The sequence below is a fragment of the Brevundimonas sp. FV2ps16 genome, from assembly GCF_058681075.1.
This window is the reverse complement of the sequence record NZ_CM178728.1, coordinates 857053-878663: the sequence shown is the minus strand read 5'-3', so window position 1 is coordinate 878663 and position 21611 is coordinate 857053. Positions and strand designations below refer to the sequence as shown.

The following is a 21611-nucleotide window of genomic DNA, read 5'->3' as shown; positions in this document are numbered from 1 at the left end:
CCGGCCTATTGCCTGACTGCAGCGCCGATGATGCGGTGGTCGGTCTTGGCCTGAACCATCACCACCACGGCCTCCTCGTCGCGCGTCTGGGGCAGGTCGAACAGAATGGGGCGGCCGCGCCATTCGCCCAACCGGGCGATGTCGCGCACCACATTGACGTGGCGCACCGTTTGGCCCCGGTTTTCGCCGCGGCTGACCTCGACCACCTGGGGGCCGGGCGTATAGGTGACGGCGACGACCTCGGCGCCCCCGGCGGGGGCGCGGCCCGAACCTATGCCGACCCGGTCGCCAGTCTCGCGGAACTCGATTTCGGGCGGCCAGACCTGACGACCGGCTTCCTCGACGATGGCGGTCTCAAGCTCCTGACTACGCGCGCCGGATACCTGACGCCGACCGTCGATCACCACCTGGGGCGTCGAGACCCCGCGTTGGCGCAGGGCGACGCGATAATCGCGCTGGCGCTGGGTGAACTCGGGCCGGGCGAAGGTGTCGGTCCAGCCCAGATAGTCCCAATAGTCGACGCCATAGGTCAGGGCGATGACGCCGGGTTCCCCCGCCGCCCGCTCGAACACCGCATTGGCCTCGATACAGCCGCCGCAGCCCTGGGCGGTGAACAGTTCGACCACGACCGGCGGGCCGGCGTTCACGGCGTGACGCACAGGCTTGACGTGCGGCCTCGCAGGCTGGGCGACCGAGCCTGCGGACAGGACTGCGCCCGCAATGACCGTCGCTGCTATGACCCCGATCCTGTGTCTCATGGCCATGTTCTTAGACGTCGCGGACGTTGCCTGCGGTCATAAGTCCGTGAGCCGCCCGCGCCCCCTCTCAATCCATCAGCTGTTGCGACAGATAGACATAGTGCCGGGCCCAGCGACGCGCGTTGGCCACCGGATCGGCGTCGTTGGAGTGACCGCCGGCCGTGTCCTCATAATAGAGATGGTCGTGGCCCTGATCGCCTAGACGGGCGGCGAACTTGCGGGCGTGACCGGGGTGGACCCGGTCGTCGCGGGTGTTGGTGGTCAGATAGACGCGGGGATAGACCACGTCCGGCCGCAGCTGCTGATAGGCCGAATATCGGGCGATCCACTCGGCTTCTTCCGGAATGCGCGGGTCGCCGTATTCGCCGATCCACGAGGCGCCGGCCGGCAGCTCGTGATAGCGCAGCATGTCGACCAGCGGGCTCTCGATCACCGCCGCATTGAACAGTTCCGGATGCTGGGTGATGGAGACGCTGGTCAGAACCCCCCCGTTCGACCGGCCATAGATGCCCAGGCGGCGCGGGCTGGTGACGCCGCGCTGTTCCAGATCACGCGCCACGGCGGCGAAATCGTCGAAGGCGCGCTGGCGGTTTCCGTCCAGGGCCGCCTGATGCCAGTCGGGCCCGAACTCGCCGCCGCCACGGATATTGGCCTGGACGAAGATCCCGCCCCGCTCCAGCCACAGCTTGCCCATCTCGGGCTTGTAGGCGGGGTTCAGGCTGACCTGGAAGCCGCCGTAACCCAGCATGATGGTCGGGTTCGACCCGTCCAGCTTCATGTCGCGCGGCCGGGTGATGAAATAGGGAATCTTGGTCCCGTCGGTCGAGGTGGCCTCGTACTGCTCCACCACATGGGTCGAGGCGTCGAACTTGGCCGGGGCGGATTTCAGTTCGGTCAGGGCGCCGGTGTCCACTCTGGCTAGGCTGAGGGTCGGAGGCGTCAGGAACCCCTGGAAGGAGACAAACGCCTCGCCGCGCGATTTGGAGGAGTCGCCCAGATTGACGGCCACATTGTCGGGTACGGCGATGGAGGCGCCGCTCCAGACCGGGCGATTGTCCCGCCCGAAGCTGAACTGGGTCAGGCGACCGGCGACATTGTCCGACAGGGTGGCCAGGACGGAATCGCTCATCACTGCGGCCGACTGCAGCGATTGGCGCGGCCCCGGAGTGAAGATGGTCTCGGGATCGGTGTCGGGATAGAGGCCGCCGCTTCCGCGTTTCAGCTCGTCCAGCGACACGGCCAGCAGCGAGCCCGCCGTCACCTCACGCAAACCCCAGCGCCACGCCTCGTCGTTCGACACGACCAGCCGGGACCCGATGACGCCATAAATCGACACCCGCGACGGCAGGGCCAGTTTCACCGTCGAACCGTCGTGGGCCATGGCCCAGGTCTCCGACCGGAAGGTGTCCAGCGGGCGGGTGATGATGACGGCTGTGACCTTGCCGTCCTTGTCGCGATAGACGGCCGGGCTGACGCCATAGCCGCCGTCGCCCTGTTCGCCGCGATAGACCTCGACCGCCTGGGCCAGGGTCTGGCCACGCTTCAACGTCTTGACGATGAAGGGATAACCGGACTCGGTCATGGTCCCGGCCCCGAAGTCGGTCGCGACCAGGAGCGTGTCGCGGTCCAGCCATTCGATGCGGTGCTTGCCCTCTGACAGGTTGAAACCATCGTCCACGAACTGTTTCGTCGTCAGGTCGAACTCGCGCACGACCACCGCGTCCTTGCCGCCATCGGACAGGTTGATCAGGCAGCGGGTCTCGTCGGGCGCCAGACAGTCGGCGCCCTTGAACACCCGGTCCTTGCCCTCAGCCTTGGACAGGGCGTCGATGTCCAGCAGGGTCTCCCACCGCGGCGTCGCGGTGCGGTAGGAGTCCAGCGTCGTGCGCCGCCAGACGCCCTTGGGATTGGTCGCGTCCTGCCAGAAATTACCGATCCCGTCGCCGAGGAAGGACGGGCCGGGGATCCGGTCGGTGGCGGTCAGGATCGCCTGGGCTTCTGCGCGAAAGGTCTCATAGCGGGGATCGCCGGTCAGGACGGCCAGAGACTTGCGGTTCTCATCGGCGACGAAGGCCATGGCCTCGGCTCCGTCCACCTGCTCCAGCGCCAGATGATAGTCCGCGGCCGCGACGCCCGCGGGGGTCAGGTCGCGGGGAAGGTGGGGCGGAGGCGCGCGCTCGGCCTGCTGCATCGGCGCGGCGGCTTGAGCGAACACGGGCGTCGCCCCCATCAGAAGGGCCGGAATGGCGGCGGACAGGATCAGGTGACGCATTTAAAAACTCCGCTCATCCCGGCGAAAGCCGGGACCCAGACCTTTGGGCGTTCGGCGTCGCCCATTCATACTGAACTCGATCCCAGCCGCCGAACCTTGCGAAAGCACTGGGTCCCCGCTTTCGCGGGGATGAGCGGATAAGGAGATCTATTCCTTCGCCGGCGTGTCCATCAGCCGCCGCGACAGATAGGTGTACTCCAGCGCCAACCGCCGCGCCGTTTCGCGCAGGTTCGCCCCCGCCGCATGGCCGCCGTCGGTGTTCTCATAGAACAGGACCGGATAGCCCAGCTCCTCCAGACGCGCCGCCGCCTTGCGGGCGTGGCCCGGATGGACCCGGTCGTCCTTGGTCGAGGTGTGGATGAAGACTTCGGGATAGGGCTGGCCCGCCCGCAGGTTCTGATAGGGCGAATAGGCCTGGATCCAGGCGCGCTCTTCCGGAACATCGGGATTGCCGTATTCCCCGATCCATGAGGCGCCGGCCAGCAGCTTGTGGAAGCGCAGCATGTCGAACAGGGGCACCTGGATGACGGCCGCGTTGATCAGGTCCGGCCGCTGAGTCAGCATCGCCCCCATGAACAGACCGCCTTGGGAGCCGCCCATGATCCCCAGCTTCGGCTGGCTGGTGATATCGCGCGCGATCAGGTCGAGCGCCACGGCCTGGAAGTCCTCGTGCGCGCGCTGGCGGTTCTGTTGCAGGGCCGCCTCGTGCCAGCGGGGACCGAACTCGCCGCCGCCGCGCGTATTGGCGATGACATAGACCCCGCCCCGCTCCAGCCACAGCTTGCCGACCGTCGCCGAATAGCCGGGCAGCAACGAGCTTTCGAACCCGCCATAGCCGTACAGCAGCGTGGGGTTGGACCCGTCCAGCGGCATGTTCGCCTTATGGACCACGAAATAGGGGATCATGGTCCCGTCGGCCGAGCGGGCCTCGTGCTGGTCCACCGTCATGCCGGCGGCGTCGAACTTGGCCGGCATCGACTTGACCTGATCCACCGCCCCGGTCGCCGCATCGGCCAGCCACAGGCTGGACGGGTTCAGGTAGCCGGTGACGCTGACGAAGACCTTGTCGTCCACCTCAGACGCCGAGCCGACGCCGACCGAGACGTTCTGCGGCAGGTCCAGGGTCGAATAGGTCCACTCGCTGTCGCCGGGACGATAGACCCGCACCGAACCGCGCACATTGTCGTACAGGGCGACGACCAGGGTGTTGCGGGTGGCGTTGACCCCCTCGACCGCCTGACGCTCGGTCGGGCGCAGCACGAGGACAGCGGGCGTGGCCTGGTCTTCCAGCCAGGCGTCCAGCGGCCAGGCGATCAGGTCGCCGCTCTTGAAATCCTGGCCCGACGGCGCGGTCCAGTCCTGTTTTAGCGACACCACCAGCTTGCCGGCCACCAGGCCGGTGATGTCCGACTTGGCGGGCAGGGCCAGTTTGACCACCGCCCCGTCGTCGGTCACGCGATAGGTCTCGGACGAATAGAAGTCGATCGCCCGGTTGATCAGGGTCGCCTTCAGCACCCCGTCGGCGTCGCGCAGCGTATAGCCGGACACCGAGACGTCGGTCGGCTCGCCCATAAACAGGACGTCGGCCTGATCCAGCGACTGGCCGCGCGTCATCCGCTTGACCACCATCGGATAGCCGGAGTTGGTCAGGGTGCCGGCGCCGAAATCGCGCGAGATCAGCAGGGTGTCCTTGTTCAGCCAGGTCGCGCCGCCCTTGGACTCCGGCAGGAAGAAGCCGCCTTCGACGAAGCTGCGGGTCACGCTGTCGAATTCGCGCAGGGTCACGGCGTCCTTGCCGCCGTTCGACAGGCTGATCAGGCAGTAGCGCTCTTCGGGGGCCAGGCAGGTCGAACCCTTGTAGACCCAGTTGGCGCTTTCGGCCTCGGCCAGGGCGTCGATGTCGAGCACCGTCTCCCACTGGGGCTCGGCGGTCTTGTAAGAGTCCAGCGTCGTGCGCCGCCAGACGCCGCGCACATGCTGGGCGTCCTGCCAGAAGTTGTCGATATGGCCATCATGGGTGAAGCCGGGCGACGGGATCCGGTCGCGCGCCTGAACGATGGCGAGCGCCTGCTGGTGCAGGGGCTCATAGCGGGGGTCGCCCTGCAGCACGCCCAGCGAATGGGCGTTGTGTTCTTTAACCCACGCCATGGCCCGCTCGCCTTCGACGTCTTCCAGCCAGACATAGGGGTCGCTCGCCTCGCTGGTCGCGAAGGCGGGGGCGGAGGGGGCGGTTTGGGCCATGGATACCGACGTCAGGCTGGTGGAGGCGAGAAGAGCCGCGAGCGCGGCGGCGGATGAGCGGATCATGGACAGTCCCCGGAATTGAAGACGGGCACCTTAACGGCGACCCGCCCTGCGGCAAGGCGACGAATCCGCCCTTACGGTTTTGTCATCTTTGTCTCAGCCCTCGTCGGGGATGCAGATCAGGTTCCCACAGGCCTTGCAGTGGACCGCGTCCGGGTCGTGGGTCTGAAGGCCGCAGCGGTCGCAAGGGAAACGAACCTTGTGCGGCTTGATCAGAGCCTGGGCCAGACGCAGGAACAGGGTGATGCCGACCAGCATGATGGCGATGGACAACAGCTTGCCCAGCGGCCCCGGCAGGGTGACGTCGCCGAACCCGGTCGTCGTCAGGGTCGCGACGGTGAAATAGAGGGCGTCGATATAGCCGCTGATCCCGTCATGCCCCCGGAAGGTCGCATAGACGAAGCCGGTCACGACGAAGACGAAGGTGACCAGCCCCGAAAGCGCGCGCACGATCCCCTCGACCCGCGTGTCGTCGAAACGGGCGCCGACGGTGCGCCAGAAGAAGTCGGAGTTCAGCAAGGTCCACAGCCGCAGCATCCGCAGGAAGCCGAGATTGAACAGCCAGGCCGGGAACAGCAGGGTCGCCAGGATGAACAGATCCAGCCAGACGATCGGCTTCTTCAGCCAGTCTCGAACGTCGGAATAAGCATAGGCCCGCGCCGCCAGATCGACCGCCAGCAGGGCGGCGATCAGATAGTCGAGCACATAGAAGGCCCAGCCCATGTTCTTCAGGATCGGGGCCGCCAGGAAGAAGGCGATGATGGCGAAGTCGATGACGATGACCGTCAGCCGAAACTTCACCGCCGCCGGCTGGCCGCCGTGATACAGGTATCGCAGCCGCGCGCGCAGCCTCAGGCCGTCCTTGGGGTCGGTTTCGCTCTGGGACACAGTGGTTTCCGGACGACAGGGATAGGCCTATATGGCCTGCATGACCCGTCCTTTCATCAAGATGAACGGCGCCGGCAATGACTTCATCGTCATCGACGCGCTGGAAACGCCGTTTCGTCCGACCGAGGACCAGATCCGCGCCCTGGCCGACCGCGCCTCGGGCGAGGGTTTCGACCAGCTGATCGCGATGGAGCCGTCCGACACGGCGGACGCCTTCATGCGGGTGTGGAACGCCGACGGCTCGATGGTCGAGACCTGCGGCAACGCCCTGCGCTGCGTCGGCTGGCTGTTGATGGAGGCAGGCGGCGGCGACAGGGTGACGATCGACACCGCTGCCGGCCCGACCACCGCCACGCGGGCCGGCGACCGCCGGGTCACGGTCGATATGGGCAAGCCCCGGCTCGACTGGACCCAGGTGCCCCTGGCCGAGGAAATGGACACCCGCGGCATCGAGCTTCAGGTCGGCCCCATCGACGCCCCCCTGCTGCACACGCCGGGCGCCGTTTCGATGGGCAATCCGCACGTCGTCTTCTTCACCGATCGACAGGACGACGGCTTCGTCACCGGCTCCGGCTCCCTGGTCGAACATCACCCGCTGTTTCCCCAGGGGGTCAATGTCGGCTTCGCCCATGTGCTGGACCGCGACCATATCCGTCTGCGCGTCTGGGAACGCGGCGCCGGCCTGACCAAGGCCTGCGGCACAGGCGCCTGCGCGGCCCAGGTGGCGGCGGCCCGGCGCGGCCTGACCGATCGCAAGGCCACCGTCGTCGTCGATGGCGGCGAACTGGTGATCGACTGGGACGCGGCGACCGACCATGTCCTGATGACCGGCCCGGTCGAGATCGAACGCACGGGCGCTCTGACCTTCTAGGCGGCGCTGCCGGTTGACGCTGACGCGAACGGAAGCTTCGGAACAGGTCTGTACGCCTTCCGGGGGGTCAAGGCTTGGCGCGGCCCTTCCCACACTCTAGGACACGAACGGTTACAGCCCCGCCGACGCCCTGGACGCCCCGATGCCCGATCAAACCGAAAAACAGACCTTCTCCGACCAGGAGGCGCTGGACTTCCACCTCTTCCCGACCCCGGGCAAGATCTCCATGGCCCCGACCAAGCCGATGGCGACCCAGCGCGACCTGTCGCTGGCCTATTCGCCGGGCGTGGCCGTGCCGGTCCTGGCCATCGCCGCCGATGCGGACAAGGCCTACGAATACACCTCCAAGGGCAATCTGGTCGCCGTCATCTCGAACGGCACCGCCATCCTGGGCCTGGGCAATCTGGGCCATATGGCCTCCAAGCCGGTGATGGAGGGCAAGTCGGTCCTGTTCAAACGCTTCGCCGACGTCGACAGCTTCGACGTCGAGGTGAAGACCACCGATCCGGACGAGTTCATTACCGTCGTCAAGAACATCGGCGACACCTGGGGCGGCATCAATCTGGAGGACATCAAGTCCCCCGAGTGCTTCGTCATCGAGAGCGAGCTTCAGGATCTGCTGGACATCCCCGTCTTCCATGACGACCAGCACGGCACGGCCATCATCTCGACCGCCGGCCTGATCAACGCCTGCCACGTCGCCGGCAAGCGGCTGGACGAGGTCAAGGTGGTGTTGGCCGGAGCCGGTGCGGCGGGCCTGTCGTCCATCGCCCTGATGAAGGCCGCCGGCGTCAAGGCCGAGAACACCGTCATCTGCGACAAGGACGGCGTGGTCTACCAGGGCCGCGAACACGGCATGGACCAGTGGAAGGCCGCCCATGCGACCAACACCCCGCTGCGCACCCTGGCCGAGGCCATGGTCGGCGCCGACGTGGTGCTGGGCCTCTCGGCCAAGGGCGCGATCACCAAGGAAATGGTGGCCTCCATGGCCCCCAATCCGATCATCTTCGCCATGGCCAACCCCGATCCCGAAATCACGCCGGAAGACGTCAAGTCGGTGCGGTCGGACGCCATCATCGCCACCGGCCGCTCGGACTATGTGAACCAGGTCAACAACGTCCTGGCCTTCCCCTATCTGTTCCGGGGCGCCCTGGACGTGCGCGCGCGGCGCGTGAACCATGAGATGAAGGTCGCCTGCGCCCAGGCCCTGGCCGCCCTGGCCCGCGAGGACGTGCCGGACGAGGTCGCCGCCGCCTATCGCGGCCGCAAGCTGAAATTCGGCCCGGACTACATCATCCCGACCCCGTTCGACCCGCGCCTGATCTGGTACATCCCGCCCTTCGTCGCCCAGGCCGCCATGGATACCGGCGTGGCCCGCGTCCAGATCGAGGACATGGACGTCTATCGCAACGCCCTGCGCTCGCGTGTCGATCCATCCGCCGCCCTGATGCAGAAGATCAGCTCGGCCGTGCGCGGTGGGGCGAACAAGCGGGTCGTCTTCGCCGAGGGTGAAGAACTGGCCGTGATCCGCGCCGCCTGGGGCTTCAAACAGGCCGATCTGGGCACGCCGATCCTGGTCGGCCGCGAGGATCTGATCCGTCAGAACGCCGCCGAGGCCGGGCTGAACTTCGACGACCTGGGCATAGAGATCACCAACGCCCGCGTCTCCGAACACAATGTCGAGGACACCGACTGGCTGTACGAAAAGCTGCAACGCCGGGGCTATCTGCGCCGCGATGTGGCGCGGATGATCAACCAGGACCGAAACTATTTCGCCGCCACCCTGGTCGCCAAGGGCCGGGCCGACGCCATGGTCGCGGGCGTGACCCGCAACTTCAACATGGCCCTGAAAGAGGTCCAGCGCGTGCTGGACGTCGAGGACACCCTGATCGGCCTATCGATCCTGCTGGCCAAGGGCCGGACCCTGTTCGTCGCCGACACCTCCATCCACGAACTGCCGGACGCGGCGGAACTGGCCGACATCGCCATCAAGGCGGCGGAGACGGTGCGCAAACTGGGCCGCAATCCGCGCGTGGCCTTCCTCAGCTATTCCACCTTCGGCAATCCGCCCGGCGACCGGGCCGAGAAGGTGCGCGAGGCCATCCGCATCCTGGACAAGAAGGGCGTCGATTTCGAATACGAGGGCGAAATGCCGCCCGAGGTCGCCCTGGATCCCAAGGGCCACCCGGCCTACGCCTTCAACCGCCTGACCAAGCCGGCCAACGTCCTAGTCATGCCCGCCATTCATTCAGCCGCCATCTCGACCAAACTGGTTCAGGCCCTGGGCGGCGCCACCGTGATCGGCCCGCTTCTGGTCGGTCTCGAAAAGCCGGTGCAGATCGTGTCGCTGGGCGCCTCGGTCAGCGAGATCATCACGGCCGCCACCTTCTCCGCCTATGACGCCGGCCCCGCCTTCCAGGGGTCGGGCCTGACCTCGGCGCCGCGCCCGCCCGCCGCCGTGGTCGAAAAGCCGAGCACTGCGGTGCCCCCCACCGTCTGATCATGAGCGAACCCGGCCCCTTCCCGCCCACCGCCCCCCCGCCCCGGCGGGTGGAGCCGGGTCTCTATCTGGTGGCGACGCCGATCGGGAACCTGCGCGACATGACGCTCAGGGCCCTGGACGTCCTGGCCGCCGCTGACCTGGTCCTGGCCGAGGATACCCGCGTCACCGCCAAGCTTCTGTCCGCCTATGGGCTCAAGGCGAAGCTGGAGCGCTGCGACGACCACGCCTCAGGCCGGGCCGCCGAACAGGCGATCGAGCGCCTTCGGGCCGGCGAGGTCGTGGCCCTGGTCTCGGACGCCGGCACGCCCCTGGTCTCCGACCCCGGCTTCGTCGTCGCCCGCGCCGTGATCGCCGAGGGCCTGCCGGTCCACCCGATCCCCGGCCCGTCCAGCCTGCTGGCCGCCCTCTGCATCGCCGGCCTGCCCGCCGACCGCGTCCTGTTCGCCGGCTTCCTGCCGCCCAAGACCGCCGGCCGGACCGCCGCCCTGGAAGGGCTGAAGGGCCAGCGTCAGACCCTGGTCTTCTTCGAAAGCGGGCCGCGCCTGCGCGACAGCCTGACCGACATGGCGGCTGTCCTGGGTCCCCGTCCGGCCGCCGTGGCCCGCGAACTGACCAAGCTGTACGAGGAATGCGTGCGGGGATCGCTGGACGAACTGGCGGTCGATCCGCGCCTTGACGGGCCCAAGGGCGAGATCGTCGTGGTCATCGGCCCCGGCGAGGCGGAAGAAGCGACCCAGGCCGACGCCGACGCCGCCCTGACCGACGCCTTGACGCGGCTTTCGACCGGGGAGGCCGCCTCGGAAGTGGCCCGGGCCCTGGGACTGAACCGCAAGACCCTCTACCGCCGCGCCCTGGAGCTTCAGGGCAAGTGAGCCCCCGCCTGCCCCGCCCGGCGCCGAACCGACGCCCCAAGGCGGCGTGGCGTCAGGCCAAGGGCGGCGCCGCCTTCAAGGCCGGCCATGCGGCGGAATGGATCGCCGCCCTGTGGCTGATGCTAAAGGGCTATCAGGTCTTGGGTTTCCGACTGAAGACCCGCTCCGGCGAGATCGATCTCCTGGCCCGACGTGGCCCTATCCTGGCGGTGGTCGAGGTCAAGCGCCGCACCAGGCTCGACCTCGCCGTCCTGGCGCTGAAGCCCGCCCAGCATGATCGGCTGATCGCGGCGGGCGAGGCCGTCCGACGCAATCGCCCGGCCCTGCAACCGCTTGAATTGAGAATTGATATGGTGGCGCTGGCTCCAGGACGGTTTCCGCGTCATCTTCGCGGCGTTCAGAGACAGGGCGCTGAAGGGATCGCATGACGCGGGAAGAGGCCGAGGCCATCCTGACGTCGGCCGGAGAAGGCGGCGACGACAGCTTCCCCTTGCTGGAGGCGGCGATCGCCTGCGCCATCCACGACTATCCTTTCCGCGATCCCGAACCCGTTCGCACCCTGGCCCGCAGCGCCTGTGAACGGCTGAAGGAGCGGATCGGCGGCGAAGGCCCCGACGAGGCCCTGTCCGAGACCCTGTCCGCCGATCTGCAGCTGAACGGCGACCTGCTGCACTCGGACCATCCCGCCAATACCGACATCATCGACGTGGCCGAGCGTCGGCGCGGCCTGTCGGCGGCCCTGGCGGTCTTCTACCTCCATGCGGCCCGTGCGGCCGGGCTCAAGGCGGCGGGCGTCGATTTCCCGGGCCATTTCCTGGTGCGGGTCGAGACGGCCGAGGGGCCGGTGGCCCTTGACCCCTTCAGTCAGGGACGGCTGGTCCTGCCCAGCGAACTGACCCGGCGTGCCCTGCGGGCCGGCCTGACGCCACATGTCGCGGACCGCCTGGATCTGTTGATGGCCCCGGTGACGGACCGCCAGTCGCTGATCCGGTTGCAAAACCTGCTGTTCAGCCGCGCCATTCGCAGTCGGGACTATGACGCCGCCGAACGCTCGGCCCTGCGTCGCGCCTTGCTGGACCCGGACGACCACCGCCCCTGGCTGGACGTCGCTGCGGCGCGCGAGAAGCAAGGGGCTTTAGCCGGCTCACTGGAAGCCCTGGCCCGCGCCCACGGCCTGGACGGCGTCGAAGAGGCGCGGCGATCGACGACCTTTGACCGCGTGCGGTTGCAGCTGAACTAGAACGCTTCGCCGCGCAGCAGCCGCGGCAGATCCCCGGTCGCCCCGCCGGCCTCCTGCATGAAGGCCCGGCGCAAGGGCCCGATCCGGTTCACCGCCGCCATCCCCAGATCGCGAGCGAGCCGCACCGGGGCGATGTCGTTGGAAAACAGGCGCACGAAGGCGTCGAAACCCGCCGCCAGGGCCGCGTTGTCGAACCGGCGCCAGCGGGCGTAGCGCTCCAGCACCGTCTCGGCCCCCAGGTCCTCGCCCAGCCGCGCGGCCTCGGCCAGCACCTCCGCCAGGGCGGCGGCGTCCTTCAACCCCATGTTCAGCCCCTGGCCGGCGACCGGATGCACCCCATGGGCGGCGTCGCCGATCAGGGCGATGCGCGGCGCGACCAGTTTTTCGGCCAGGCTGAGCGACAACGGATAGACGAAGCGCGGCCCCTCGACCGACACCCCCTCCAGAAACTCCCCGAACCGCCGCATCAGATGCGACTGGAAGGCCGCGTCCGAGGCGTCGCGCAACGCCTCGGCCCGACGTGTCGTCTCGGTCCAGACCAGGCTGGCGCGCTGGTCCGTCAGGGGCAGGATGGCGAAGGGGCCGCTGGGCAGGAAATATTCGTGGGCGACATTGCCGTGATCGCGACCCAGCCGAACCGTGGCCACCACACCGCTCTGGCCATAGCCCCAGCCCACGGTCTCGATCCCAGCGGCGCGGCGCACGGTCGAGCCGCGCCCCTCGGCCCCCACCACTAGGGCGGCGGTCAGGATCGACCCGTCGGCCAGGGTCACGGTCGCCTTTCCCGTGTCGGTCTCCACCGACGCCACAGAGGCCGGCGCCCGCACCTCGATCCCCGCCGCCGTCACCGCCTCGGCAAGAGCCGCGCGGATCCGCCGGTTCTCGACCATATAGCCCAGCGGCTCGCCGCCGGTGCGGCCGCCGATCTCGTCGGCGTCGAAGCGCAGGAAGGCCGGCGACGCCGCCCGGCTGGCCGCCCCCGGCCGGCGGCCGTCCGTCACCAGGATGTGATCCATCCGACAGGCTTGCGGCCGCAGCGCCTCGCCCAGTCCCAAGGCGTCCAGCATACGGAAGGTCGAAAAGGCCACGGCGGTCGAACGGCCGTCGAAGGTCGGCGCCAGCTGGGCGCTGAACGGCTGCGGATCGACCAGCACCACCTTCAGCCCGCCCTGCGTCGCCGCCAGGGCGAAGGCCGCCCCGGCTAAGCCCGCGCCGGCGATGATGATGTCGTAGCGGTCAGTGTCTGCCATGACAGGCTTGTCGCGCTCGATGACGTAAAGGTCCAGACTGGAAATCGTCACAGCCCCCACGGACCTTGACCGAGGTCAAGGCTATCACCGGATGACGGCCGCAAGATTGTCGGGAGCAGGAGACTGACGGTGAACAGGCGACGGATTCTGATCGGCGCGGGCGCTACGCTCGCCTTGGGCGCGGTCGGCGGCGTCGGTTGGCGGGCCTCGACCGGATCGCGCGGCGACTACGACCGTCTGACCGCCGGGTTCCGCGCCCCCCTGACAGACGCGCCGCCCCTGACCGAACTGATCCGCTATGCGGCCCTGGCGGCCAGCGGTCACAACACCCAGCCCTGGCGGTTTCGCCTCTCCGACGGCGCCATCGACATCCTGCCGGACTTGTCGCGGCGGACTCCTGCGGTTGATCCGGATGACCACCATCTCTTCGTCAGCCTGGGCTGCGCAGCCGAAAACCTGCGGATCGCCGCCGCCGCGACAGGCCGCCCCGGCGAACTCACCGTAGGCGCTGACGGACAGAGCCTGCGCTATAGCTTCACCTCCGACGCCGCCCAGCCGGACCCCCTGTTCGCCGCCATACCAGCCCGACGCTCCGGCCGCACCCTCTATGACGGCCGCCCCATACCCGCGAGCGCGCTGGCGAGTCTGCGTCAGGCCGCGACGGCGCCCGGTGTCGCCGTCCATCTTCTGATCGACCGGCCCAGTCTGGACCGCGTCCGCGAACTGGTCGTCGCCGGCAACAGCGCCCAGATGGCGGATCCGGCCTTCATGGCCGAGCTGAAACAGTGGCTGCGGTTCAATCCGCGCTCGGCGCTTCGCCACGGCGACGGCCTGTTTTCGGCGGCCAGCGGCAGCCCCGTCCTGCCCGACGCCCTGGGCGGGCTCGCCTTCGATCAGTTCTTCACCGCCGCGAGCGAGAACGCCCGCTATCAGGCCCAGATCGCCTCATCCGCCGCCGTGGCCGTCTTCGTGGCGGAACGGTCCGACCCGGCCCACTGGATCGCCGTCGGTCGGGCCTGCCAAAGGCTGATGCTGGCCGCGACGGGCCTGGGCCTTCGCCACGCCTTCGTCAATCAACCGGTCGAGGTGGCGGCCTTGCGCCCCGAGTTGGCCGCCCTGGTCGGGGAGAGCGGCAAGCGCCCGAATCTGGTGCTCAGGCTCGGCTACGGCCCGGCCCTGCCTCTGTCCCCGCGCCGCTCCATCGAGTCGGTGATCATCTGAGGGTCCGGACAGGGCTGGTAAACAACATCTTAACCCTGAAGGTGCGACAAGGACGGTCGAACGTCACCCGCCCGGAAGGTCCGCCTTTCATGTCCACCGCCCTCGCCATCGGCCGTCAGGCCTGGATCAGCGCCCGCATCCTGTGGGAGGCGCCCTTTGTCGTGCGGTTCCGGGGCGTGCTTCAGGCCCTGCTGGCGACCCTGCTGCTGGTCGCCCTGGTCTCGTGGAACCCGGCGGACGCCAGTCTGAACGCCGCCTCCAGCCTGCCGACCACCAACTGGCTGGGCGCCAACGGCGCCCTGTTCGCGGACCTGTTCATGCAGTCGCTGGGCCTCGCCGCCTGGCCCGCCGCCCTGCTGCTGGTGGCCTTCGGCCTGGCCCGCGCGGTCGGCGACGCCATCCAGCAGAGATTGAAACCCAGCCCGATCAAGGCCCTGGCGGCCACGGCCGGAACCCTGCTGCTGTCCGGCGCCCTCGCCGCGCTGGCCGCGCCGGCCGCCTGGCCGCTGGCCGCCGGTCTGGGCGGCCTGTGGGGCGACGCCTTCACCGGTCTGACCGCCCAGGGCCTGGCCGCCCTGCGCATCCCGGGCGGGCGGATTATCGCGGGCGTGGTCTTCCTGGGGGGCGGCCTATGGCTGACCGGTTTCGCCATCGGCCTGCGCGCCATGGACTTCGTCGATACGCTCCATTGGAGCCGTTCGCTGCGTGCGCCCGTCGCCGCACCGGCTCCGGCGGCCAAAAAGCCGCGCGCCAAGGCTCCGCCCAAGGCTAAGCCTGAGGTTCGTACGCCCGCGCCCGTCATGGACGCCGCCTTCGCGCCGGATCAGGACTCCGACGGTCCCCAGACGGCCTATGACGACCTGCCGCCGTGGGAGGAGGAGCCCGCCCCCGCCGCCCGCGCCGCGCCTCGTTCGGTCGAACCGCGCGTCGCTGCGGTCAAGGCGCCCAAGCCCCGCAAGGAAGACGCCGACCAACAGGCCTTCGTCTTCGACCGCCCGGAAGGCGCCTTCGATCTGCCGCCGCTGGGCATACTGACCAAGCCCCCTCAGCGCGTGGGTGCGGTCGATGAGGATTCGCTGAAGCAGAACGCCAAGATGCTGGAAGGCGTGCTGCAAGAGTTCGGCGTGCGCGGCGTGATCGACCAGATCCGCCCCGGCCCGGTCGTCACCCTGTACGAACTGGTGCCCGCCCCCGGCGTGAAGCACGGCCGCGTCGTGGCTCTGGCCGACGACATCGCCCGGTCCATGTCCGCCCGCGCCTGCCGCATCTCGGTGGTCCAGGGCCGCAACGCCATCGGCATCGAACTGCCGAACGCCAAGCGCGAGACCGTCTATCTGCGCGACCTGCTGTCCAGCGCCGAATACGACAAGAAGGGCCATCTTCTGCCTCTGGCCCTGGGCGAGAGCATTGGCGGCGAGCCCTATGTCGCCGACCTGGCCCGCATGCCCCACCTGCTGATCGCGGGCACGACCGGCTCGGGCAAGTCGGTGGGGGTCAACGCCATGATCCTGTCGATCCTGTATCGCCACAGCCCGGCCGAATGCCGTTTCATCATGATCGACCCCAAGATGCTGGAGCTGTCGGTCTATGACGGCATCCCGCACCTGCTGGCGCCCGTCGTCACCGATCCGAAGAAGGCCGTCGTCGCCCTGAAATGGACGGTGCGCGAGATGGAGGATCGCTATCGCCGCATGTCCAAACTGGGCGTGCGCAACATCGCCTCCTACAACGAGCGCGCCCGCGAGGCCCAGGCCAAGGGCGAGCATTTCGAACGCACGGTCCAGACCGGCTTCGACGACCAGGGCCGCCCGGTCTATGAGTCCGAGAAGATCCGGCCCGAGCCCCTGCCCTTCCTGGTCGTGGTCATGGACGAAATGGCCGACCTGATGCTGGTCGCCGGCAAGGACGTGGAAGGCGCCGTCCAGCGCCTGGCACAGATGGCCCGCGCCGCCGGCATCCACCTGATCATGGCGACCCAACGCCCGTCGGTGGACGTCATCACCGGCACCATCAAGGCCAACTTCCCGACCCGGATCAGCTTCCAGGTCACCTCCAAGATCGACAGCCGCACCATCCTGGGCGAACAGGGCGGCGAACAGCTGCTGGGCCAGGGCGACATGCTCTATATGGCCGGCGGCGGCCGCATCACCCGCCTGCATGGCCCCTTCGTCGACGACAAGGAAGTCGAGGACGTCTGCAAACACCTGAAGGCCCAGGCCGAGCCCGACTATCTGGACCTGATCACCGACGAACCGGACGGCGACGCCGACGGTGCGATGGATGACGGGGGCGGCGGTTCGGGTGACGATCTGTACGACCGCGCGGTGGCCGTGGTCACCCGCGACCGCAAGGCCTCGACCTCCTACGTCCAGCGTCGTCTGCAGATCGGCTACAACCGCGCCGCATCGCTGATCGAACGGATGGAGCAGGAAGGCGTGGTCAGCCCCGCTAACCACGCCGGCAAGCGTGACGTCCTGGCCGGTCCGCCGCCGATGGTCTGAGGCGCGTTAAAGCCCCAGTCGCCGGGCCCGCCCGGCGATTTCCAGCAACAGGCGTTCGGCGATCAGCTGATCGGGCATTCCCGTCGTCTTGGTAGCGACGTCGGCGGTGTTGATGCTGTCCAGCACCTCGTCCAGCGCCTCCAGACGCCAGGCGCGGGCCTGACGCAGCATTTCCGCCTCCTGTTTCCAGAAGACCCCGGCCGCCTTGGCCGCCTCCTTGGCCCCCGCGCCATTGGCTTGCAGGATATTGATCCGCCGCAGTCGGCCCAGATGCAGGGCGGCGGACCGCACGGCCAGGACCGAGGACTCGCCTTCTGCAAAGGCGCGCCTCAGACCCGACTGGGCGGGACCGGGCCGGGCGCCGAAAGCCTGAAGCGCCGCATCGGACAGGGAGGCGTCCGGTTCGACGCCCAGATGCTGCTCGAGCTCTTCGACATCGATGGTCCGGCCCGAGCCGGGGCCGATGAACAGGGCCAGGCGCTCGATCTCCTGGCGCATCAGGCCCCGCTCGCGCGGCAGACGGCCGACGAACCGATCCAGGGCGTCGGCGGTCAGGCCCACCTTGTCGACGGCCAGGGCCTCGCGGGTCATGCGCGCGACATCGCCGGTCTCGTCCTCGTAGCAGACGATGCCGACGGCCCCGTTCTCCTTCTCCGCCGTCTTGCGCAGGGCGGAGTCGCGGCCCAGCTGGTCGGCCTCGACCACCAGCATGGCGTAGGGATTATAGCCGCCCTCGGCATGGATCTTCACGGCGGCGGCGACGGCCTTGTCCACGCCGGGTTTCAGCGTCGAGAGCCGGATCCGCACCAGACGACGCCCGCCCATCAGGGACATGGCCGTCAGGGCCTCTTCCAGCTTGCTCTCGTCGCTGTCGATGTCGCTGTCGGTCAGGACGGTGACGTTGAACGGGTCGTTCAAATCGGGGGTGATGGCCCTGCACAGGATCTCGGCCCGTTCGGCGACGCCCGACCGGTCCTTGCCGTGGATCACCGCCGCCCGGATGGCCGGATCGGGCGCCTTCAGAAAGCGATCGATCTCTGGGCGTTTGGCGAGGATCACCGGTTCGACAGCGCCTGCATCAGGGCCAGGCGGATCCGCCGGGCCAGCTCGGAGGCGGCGCGCTCCTCGCCGTCCTGCTGGGCCGAGATGGCGGCATAGGGCTGGTCGGCCGAGGCGTAGGTAGTGGTCACCGTCTCCGCGCCCGTGACGGGCGCGCCGCCGGCCACGGGGGTCAGGGTCCAGGTCGCCTTGACCGTCAGCTCATAGCGGGTGGCGGTGTCGTCGATCCGGCGGCCCAGCGAGCGCCGCTCCTGCTCGACCTGCGTCGTCAGGCGATACAGGGGCGCAGCGGAACGATCCCAGCCCAGGGCGTCCTCCAGTTGCTCGCGCAACCGATAGCCCAGCCGGTCGTCCTGAACCGAGACGGCGATCCGGCGCAGGGGCGAGCCCACGGCCGGCTCGGCGTACATGGGGGTGAAGCCGCAGGCGGAGACCGCCAGCGCGCCCAGGACCGCCAGAACCGCTGCACCGCGCATCAGCCGGCCACCAGATTGACGATCCGGTCCTTGACCACGACGATCTTCTTCACGCTCAGACCCTCCAGACGCGCCTGCACGGTCTCGTCGGCCAGAACCAGGGCCTCGACCTCGGCGGGCTCCATGCCACGCGGCACGCGGATTTCCGCGCGACGCTTGCCGTTGATCTGGATGGGCAGGACCACCTCGTCGTCGGCCGCCAGTGCAGCGTCCCACACGGGCCACGGCGCGTCCAGAACCATCCCGTCTTCACCCAGCCGCGTCCAGGCTTCCTCGGCCAGGTGCGGGGTGAAGGGGGCGATCAGGCGGGCCAGGGCCGACAGGGCCTGACGCTTGGCGTCGCCGCCGGCCTGGGCGCTGTCGCGGACGGTGGCGACGAAGGCGTACAGCTTGGCGATGGCCGAGTTGAAGCGGAAGCCCTCGACCCCCTCGGACACGGCCTTGATCGCCTTGTGCGTCTCGCGCAGCAGCTCGGTGTTGGCCTTGTCCTCGCCGGCGAAGCCCGCGTCATAAGCGTCAAACAGGGTCCAGGTCCGCTGCACGAACCGGCTGGCGCCCTCGACCCCGCCGGGGGTCCATTGCACGTCCCGCTCGGGCGGGCTGTCGGACAGGACGAACAGACGGCCAGCGTCCACGCCGTGGCTCTCCAGGATTTCCTGGGGGGCGACGACGTTCTTCTTGGACTTGGACATCTTCTCGATGTCGCCGATGATCAGGGTCTCGCCGGTCGACAGCTGGCGCGCGGACCGCACCCCGTTGTCATTGGTCAGATCTACGTCGGTGGGTTCGACCCACTGGCCGTTCTCACGACGATAGGTCTCGTGAACCACCATGCCTTGCGTGAACAGGCCGGCAAACGGCTCCTTGACCGACAGCATGCCGGCGTCCGACAGGGCGCGGGTGATGAAGCGGGCGTACAGCAGGTGCAGGACCGCGTGTTCGACCCCGCCGATATATTGATCCACCGCCAGCCAGCGGTTCGCCGCCTCGCTATTGATCGGCTCGGCCGCCGTTGGGTCGGTGAAGCGGGCGAAATACCAGCTGGAGTCGACGAAGGTGTCGAGCGTGTCGGTCTCGCGCGTCGCGTCCTGGCCGCAGGACGGGCATTTGACGTGTTTCCAGCCGGGGTGACGGTCCAGCGGGTTGCCGGGAATGTCGAAGGTGACGTCGTCAGGCAAGACGACCGGCAGCTGGTCGGCGGGAACCTCAACCGGGCCGCAGGACGGGCAGTGGATGATGGGGATGGGGCAGCCCCAGTAGCGCTGGCGCGAAACGCCCCAGTCGCGCAGGCGATAGATGGTCGCGCCCTGGCCCGTGCCGGCCGCCTCGATGCGGCGGACCGCCTCAGCCTTGGCCGCCTCGATGTCCAGGCCGTCCAGGAAGTCGGAATGGAAGATGGAGCCGGGCCCGGTATAGGCCTCGTCGCCCACGGCGAAGTCGTCGCCGGCGCCTTCGGGACGGACCACCGGGATCACCGGCAGGCCGTATTTGCGGGCAAAGTCGAGGTCGCGCTGGTCATGGGCCGGGCAGGCGAAGATGGCGCCCGTGCCGTATTCCGACAGGATGAAGTTGGCGATCCAGACCGGAACCTCGGCGCCGGTGAAGGGATGGACCGCCTTCAGGCCCGTGTCCCAGCCGATCTTCTCGGCCTGGTCGATATCGGCCTGGGACGTGCCGCCCGCGCGGCATTTGGCGACGAAGTCCGCCACCGCCGGATCAGCCTCGGCCAGCTGTTTCGAGATCGGGTGATCCGGGGCCAGACCCAGGAAGCTGGCGCCGAACAGGGTGTCGGGCCGGGTGGTGTAGATTTCGACGCCGGCTTCGTACCCCTCTGGGACCGCGCCTGCGAACTGCCAGGTCATCTGCAGACCCTTGGAGCGGCCGATCCAATTCTCCTGCATCAGCCGGACCTTCTCGGGCCAGCGCTCCAGGGTCTTCAGGCCGTCGATCAGGTCGTCGGCATAGTCGGTGATACGCAGGAACCACTGGTTCAGCTTGCGCTTCTCGACCACGGCGCCCGAGCGCCAGCCACGCCCGTCGATGACCTGCTCATTGGCCAGGACGGTGTTGTCGACCGGGTCCCAGTTGACCACCCCGTCCTTGCGATAGACCAGGCCGCGCCGATACAGCTCCAGGAACCAGGCCTGCTGTTTGCCGTAATATTCCGGGTCGCAGGTCGCGAACTCGCGCGACCAGTCCAGCGACAGGCCTAACAGCTTCAGCTGGTCCCGCATCTGGGCGATATTGTCGTAGGTCCAGCCCTTGGGGTGGATGCCCCGCTCCATGGCCGCGTTCTCGGCCGGCATACCGAAGGCGTCCCAGCCCATCGGGTGCAGGACGTCATAGCCCTGGGCGCGCTTGGACCGCGCCACCACATCGCCCATCACATAGTTGCGGGCGTGGCCCATGTGGATGTTCCCCGACGGATAGGGAAACATTTCAAGCACATAGTATTTCGGCCTGCCGGTGTCCTTCGTCACGAAGGCGGAGGCGTCCGCCCAGCGAGCCTGCTGGCGGGGTTCGGCGGTCTTGGGTTCGTAACGGGCCACGGTCGTCCTGAAGTCAAAAGGGCGCTGCCGCCCTCCGTGCTCAACTAGCCCGAAGGACGACAGCGCCCAAGAAGTAATGCGTCTCGGCTGTCCGAGAACGGCGGCTGAGTCTAAGCCAAACGGCGCCAAGCGCCCGAAGGGCGGTAGCACCTACAAGGAAAGCTAAAGCAGGCGTTCGCCTGCTTTAGCCCGCGTTAGACAGGTTCAGCTGGCGCGCCTTGGTCAGGATGGCGTTTTCCAGATCGGCCTCGGTCTGGGCGGCGACCGGGGCGGCGGTCCACTGACCATCGGCGCCCTTCACTTCCTTGGTCACCGTGACGTTCAGCGCATCGGCGCGCAGACGGGTGTCCAGGATGAAGACGGTCGCCTTGAAGCGCTCGTTCGGCGTCTGGGGGTTGGTGTACCAGTCATAGTTGATGACCCCGCCCCACGGATCGGCGGTCAGCAGGGGCATGAAGCTGAGGGTGTCCAGCGAGGCGCGCCACAGATAGCCGTTGACGCCGATGCCTTGCTGCACGTCGGTCTTGGGCGTCTTGTCGCCGCCGCCGACGAAGGGAATGCTGGAGCAGGCGCTCAGGGCGACGCCCGAGACCAGGGCGACAGCGACGCCGCGAACCAGGGCCTTGTTGAGGCTCATCAAGGAAGTCTCCGTAAACTCAGGGACGTGGGGGCCCTCGCCCACACGCGCGAACGACATTTCGCCTTCGGGGGGCGACGCTGCGTGGCTCTATAACACGGGCAAAAGGGGCGATGACAAGGCGAACCGCCCGACGAAGACGATACGGCTGTCAGCGTTCTGTGACAGAGCGCTGACAGCGAGGGTCGTTTTTCGCCAATTCCCGTGACG

16 protein-coding genes are annotated in these 21611 nt (G+C 68.3%); 7 read left to right on the top strand and 9 right to left on the bottom strand.

Going from position 1 to position 21611, the window contains the following annotated elements:
• Nucleotides 1-5: 5 nt before the first annotated feature.
• From ACW170_RS04120 to ACW170_RS04105, 4 genes are all read right to left on the bottom strand, one after another.
• On the bottom strand, nt 6-758 hold the full coding sequence (locus ACW170_RS04120; RefSeq protein ID WP_492088418.1) for a DUF1223 domain-containing protein: 753 nt from the start codon (nt 756-758) through the stop codon (nt 6-8).
• A gap of 67 nt (nt 759-825) precedes the next feature.
• Complete coding sequence (locus ACW170_RS04115) at nt 826-3030, bottom strand: prolyl oligopeptidase family serine peptidase (RefSeq protein WP_492088417.1); 2205 nt, start codon at nt 3028-3030, stop codon at nt 826-828.
• Nucleotides 3031-3177: 147 nt separating this feature from the next.
• Complete coding sequence (locus ACW170_RS04110; protein ID WP_492088416.1) at nt 3178-5337, bottom strand: prolyl oligopeptidase family serine peptidase; 2160 nt, start codon at nt 5335-5337, stop codon at nt 3178-3180.
• Between the two features lie 93 nt (nt 5338-5430).
• Complete coding sequence (locus ACW170_RS04105) at nt 5431-6222, bottom strand: potassium channel family protein (RefSeq protein ID WP_492088415.1); 792 nt, start codon at nt 6220-6222, stop codon at nt 5431-5433.
• Nucleotides 6223-6262: 40 nt separating this feature from the next.
• Here ACW170_RS04105 and dapF point away from each other — a divergent pair, with 40 nt between their 5' ends.
• The 5 genes from dapF to ACW170_RS04080 all read left to right on the top strand — a co-directional run bounded on the left by dapF (nt 6263) and on the right by ACW170_RS04080 (nt 11708).
• Nucleotides 6263-7093 (top strand): diaminopimelate epimerase, encoded by an 831-nt coding sequence (dapF, locus tag ACW170_RS04100; RefSeq protein WP_492088414.1) that lies wholly within the window; start codon nt 6263-6265, stop codon nt 7091-7093.
• Nucleotides 7094-7235: 142 nt separating this feature from the next.
• The gene (locus ACW170_RS04095) at nt 7236-9593 is read left to right on the top strand and encodes an NADP-dependent malic enzyme (RefSeq protein WP_492088413.1); all 2358 of its coding nucleotides are present in this window, start codon (nt 7236-7238) and stop codon (nt 9591-9593) included.
• 2 nt (nt 9594-9595) lie between these two features.
• Nucleotides 9596-10468 carry a 16S rRNA (cytidine(1402)-2'-O)-methyltransferase gene (gene rsmI, locus ACW170_RS04090; RefSeq protein WP_492088412.1) on the top strand — a complete coding sequence of 291 codons (873 nt, stop codon included), beginning with the start codon at nt 9596-9598 and terminating at the stop codon, nt 10466-10468.
• Nucleotides 10465-10896 carry a YraN family protein gene (locus tag ACW170_RS04085; RefSeq protein WP_492088411.1) on the top strand — a complete coding sequence of 144 codons (432 nt, stop codon included), beginning with the start codon at nt 10465-10467 and terminating at the stop codon, nt 10894-10896. Before rsmI ends, ACW170_RS04085 begins: the two co-directional genes overlap by 4 nt.
• A complete protein-coding gene (locus tag ACW170_RS04080) occupies nt 10893-11708 on the top strand; it encodes a transglutaminase family protein (protein WP_492088410.1) in 816 nt (271 codons plus the stop codon). Before ACW170_RS04085 ends, ACW170_RS04080 begins: the two co-directional genes overlap by 4 nt.
• Here the strand turns inward: ACW170_RS04080 and ACW170_RS04075 are convergent.
• Nucleotides 11705-12958 (bottom strand): UbiH/UbiF/VisC/COQ6 family ubiquinone biosynthesis hydroxylase, encoded by a 1254-nt coding sequence (locus tag ACW170_RS04075; RefSeq protein ID WP_492089135.1) that lies wholly within the window; start codon nt 12956-12958, stop codon nt 11705-11707. The two genes, ACW170_RS04080 and ACW170_RS04075, sit on opposite strands and share 4 nt — an antisense overlap.
• 129 nt (nt 12959-13087) lie before the next feature.
• On the opposite strand from ACW170_RS04075, the gene ACW170_RS04070 reads away from it, so the two are divergent.
• On the top strand, nt 13088-14179 hold the full coding sequence (locus ACW170_RS04070; RefSeq protein WP_492088409.1) for an Acg family FMN-binding oxidoreductase: 1092 nt from the start codon (nt 13088-13090) through the stop codon (nt 14177-14179).
• A gap of 89 nt (nt 14180-14268) precedes the next feature.
• On the top strand, nt 14269-16680 hold the full coding sequence (locus tag ACW170_RS04065; protein ID WP_492088408.1) for a DNA translocase FtsK: 2412 nt from the start codon (nt 14269-14271) through the stop codon (nt 16678-16680).
• Nucleotides 16681-16686: 6 nt separating this feature from the next.
• Here the strand turns inward: ACW170_RS04065 and holA are convergent, their stop codons facing one another.
• The 4 genes from holA to ACW170_RS04045 all read right to left on the bottom strand — a co-directional run bounded on the left by holA (nt 16687) and on the right by ACW170_RS04045 (nt 21401).
• Nucleotides 16687-17739: a DNA polymerase III subunit delta gene (gene holA, locus ACW170_RS04060; RefSeq protein WP_492088407.1), complete on the bottom strand. Its 1053-nt coding sequence runs from the start codon at nt 17737-17739 to the stop codon at nt 16687-16689.
• The gene (lptE, locus tag ACW170_RS04055; protein ID WP_492088406.1) at nt 17736-18215 is read right to left on the bottom strand and encodes an LPS assembly lipoprotein LptE; all 480 of its coding nucleotides are present in this window, start codon (nt 18213-18215) and stop codon (nt 17736-17738) included. Before lptE ends, holA begins: the two co-directional genes overlap by 4 nt.
• Complete coding sequence (gene leuS, locus ACW170_RS04050; protein WP_492088405.1) at nt 18215-20764, bottom strand: leucine--tRNA ligase; 2550 nt, start codon at nt 20762-20764, stop codon at nt 18215-18217. The genes lptE and leuS overlap by 1 nt, the downstream gene beginning before the upstream one ends.
• Before the next feature lie 184 nt (nt 20765-20948).
• Entirely contained in the window at nt 20949-21401 is a 453-nt protein-coding gene (locus tag ACW170_RS04045) for a DUF3576 domain-containing protein (RefSeq protein ID WP_271164932.1), read from the bottom strand.
• Nucleotides 21402-21611 lie beyond the last annotated feature (210 nt).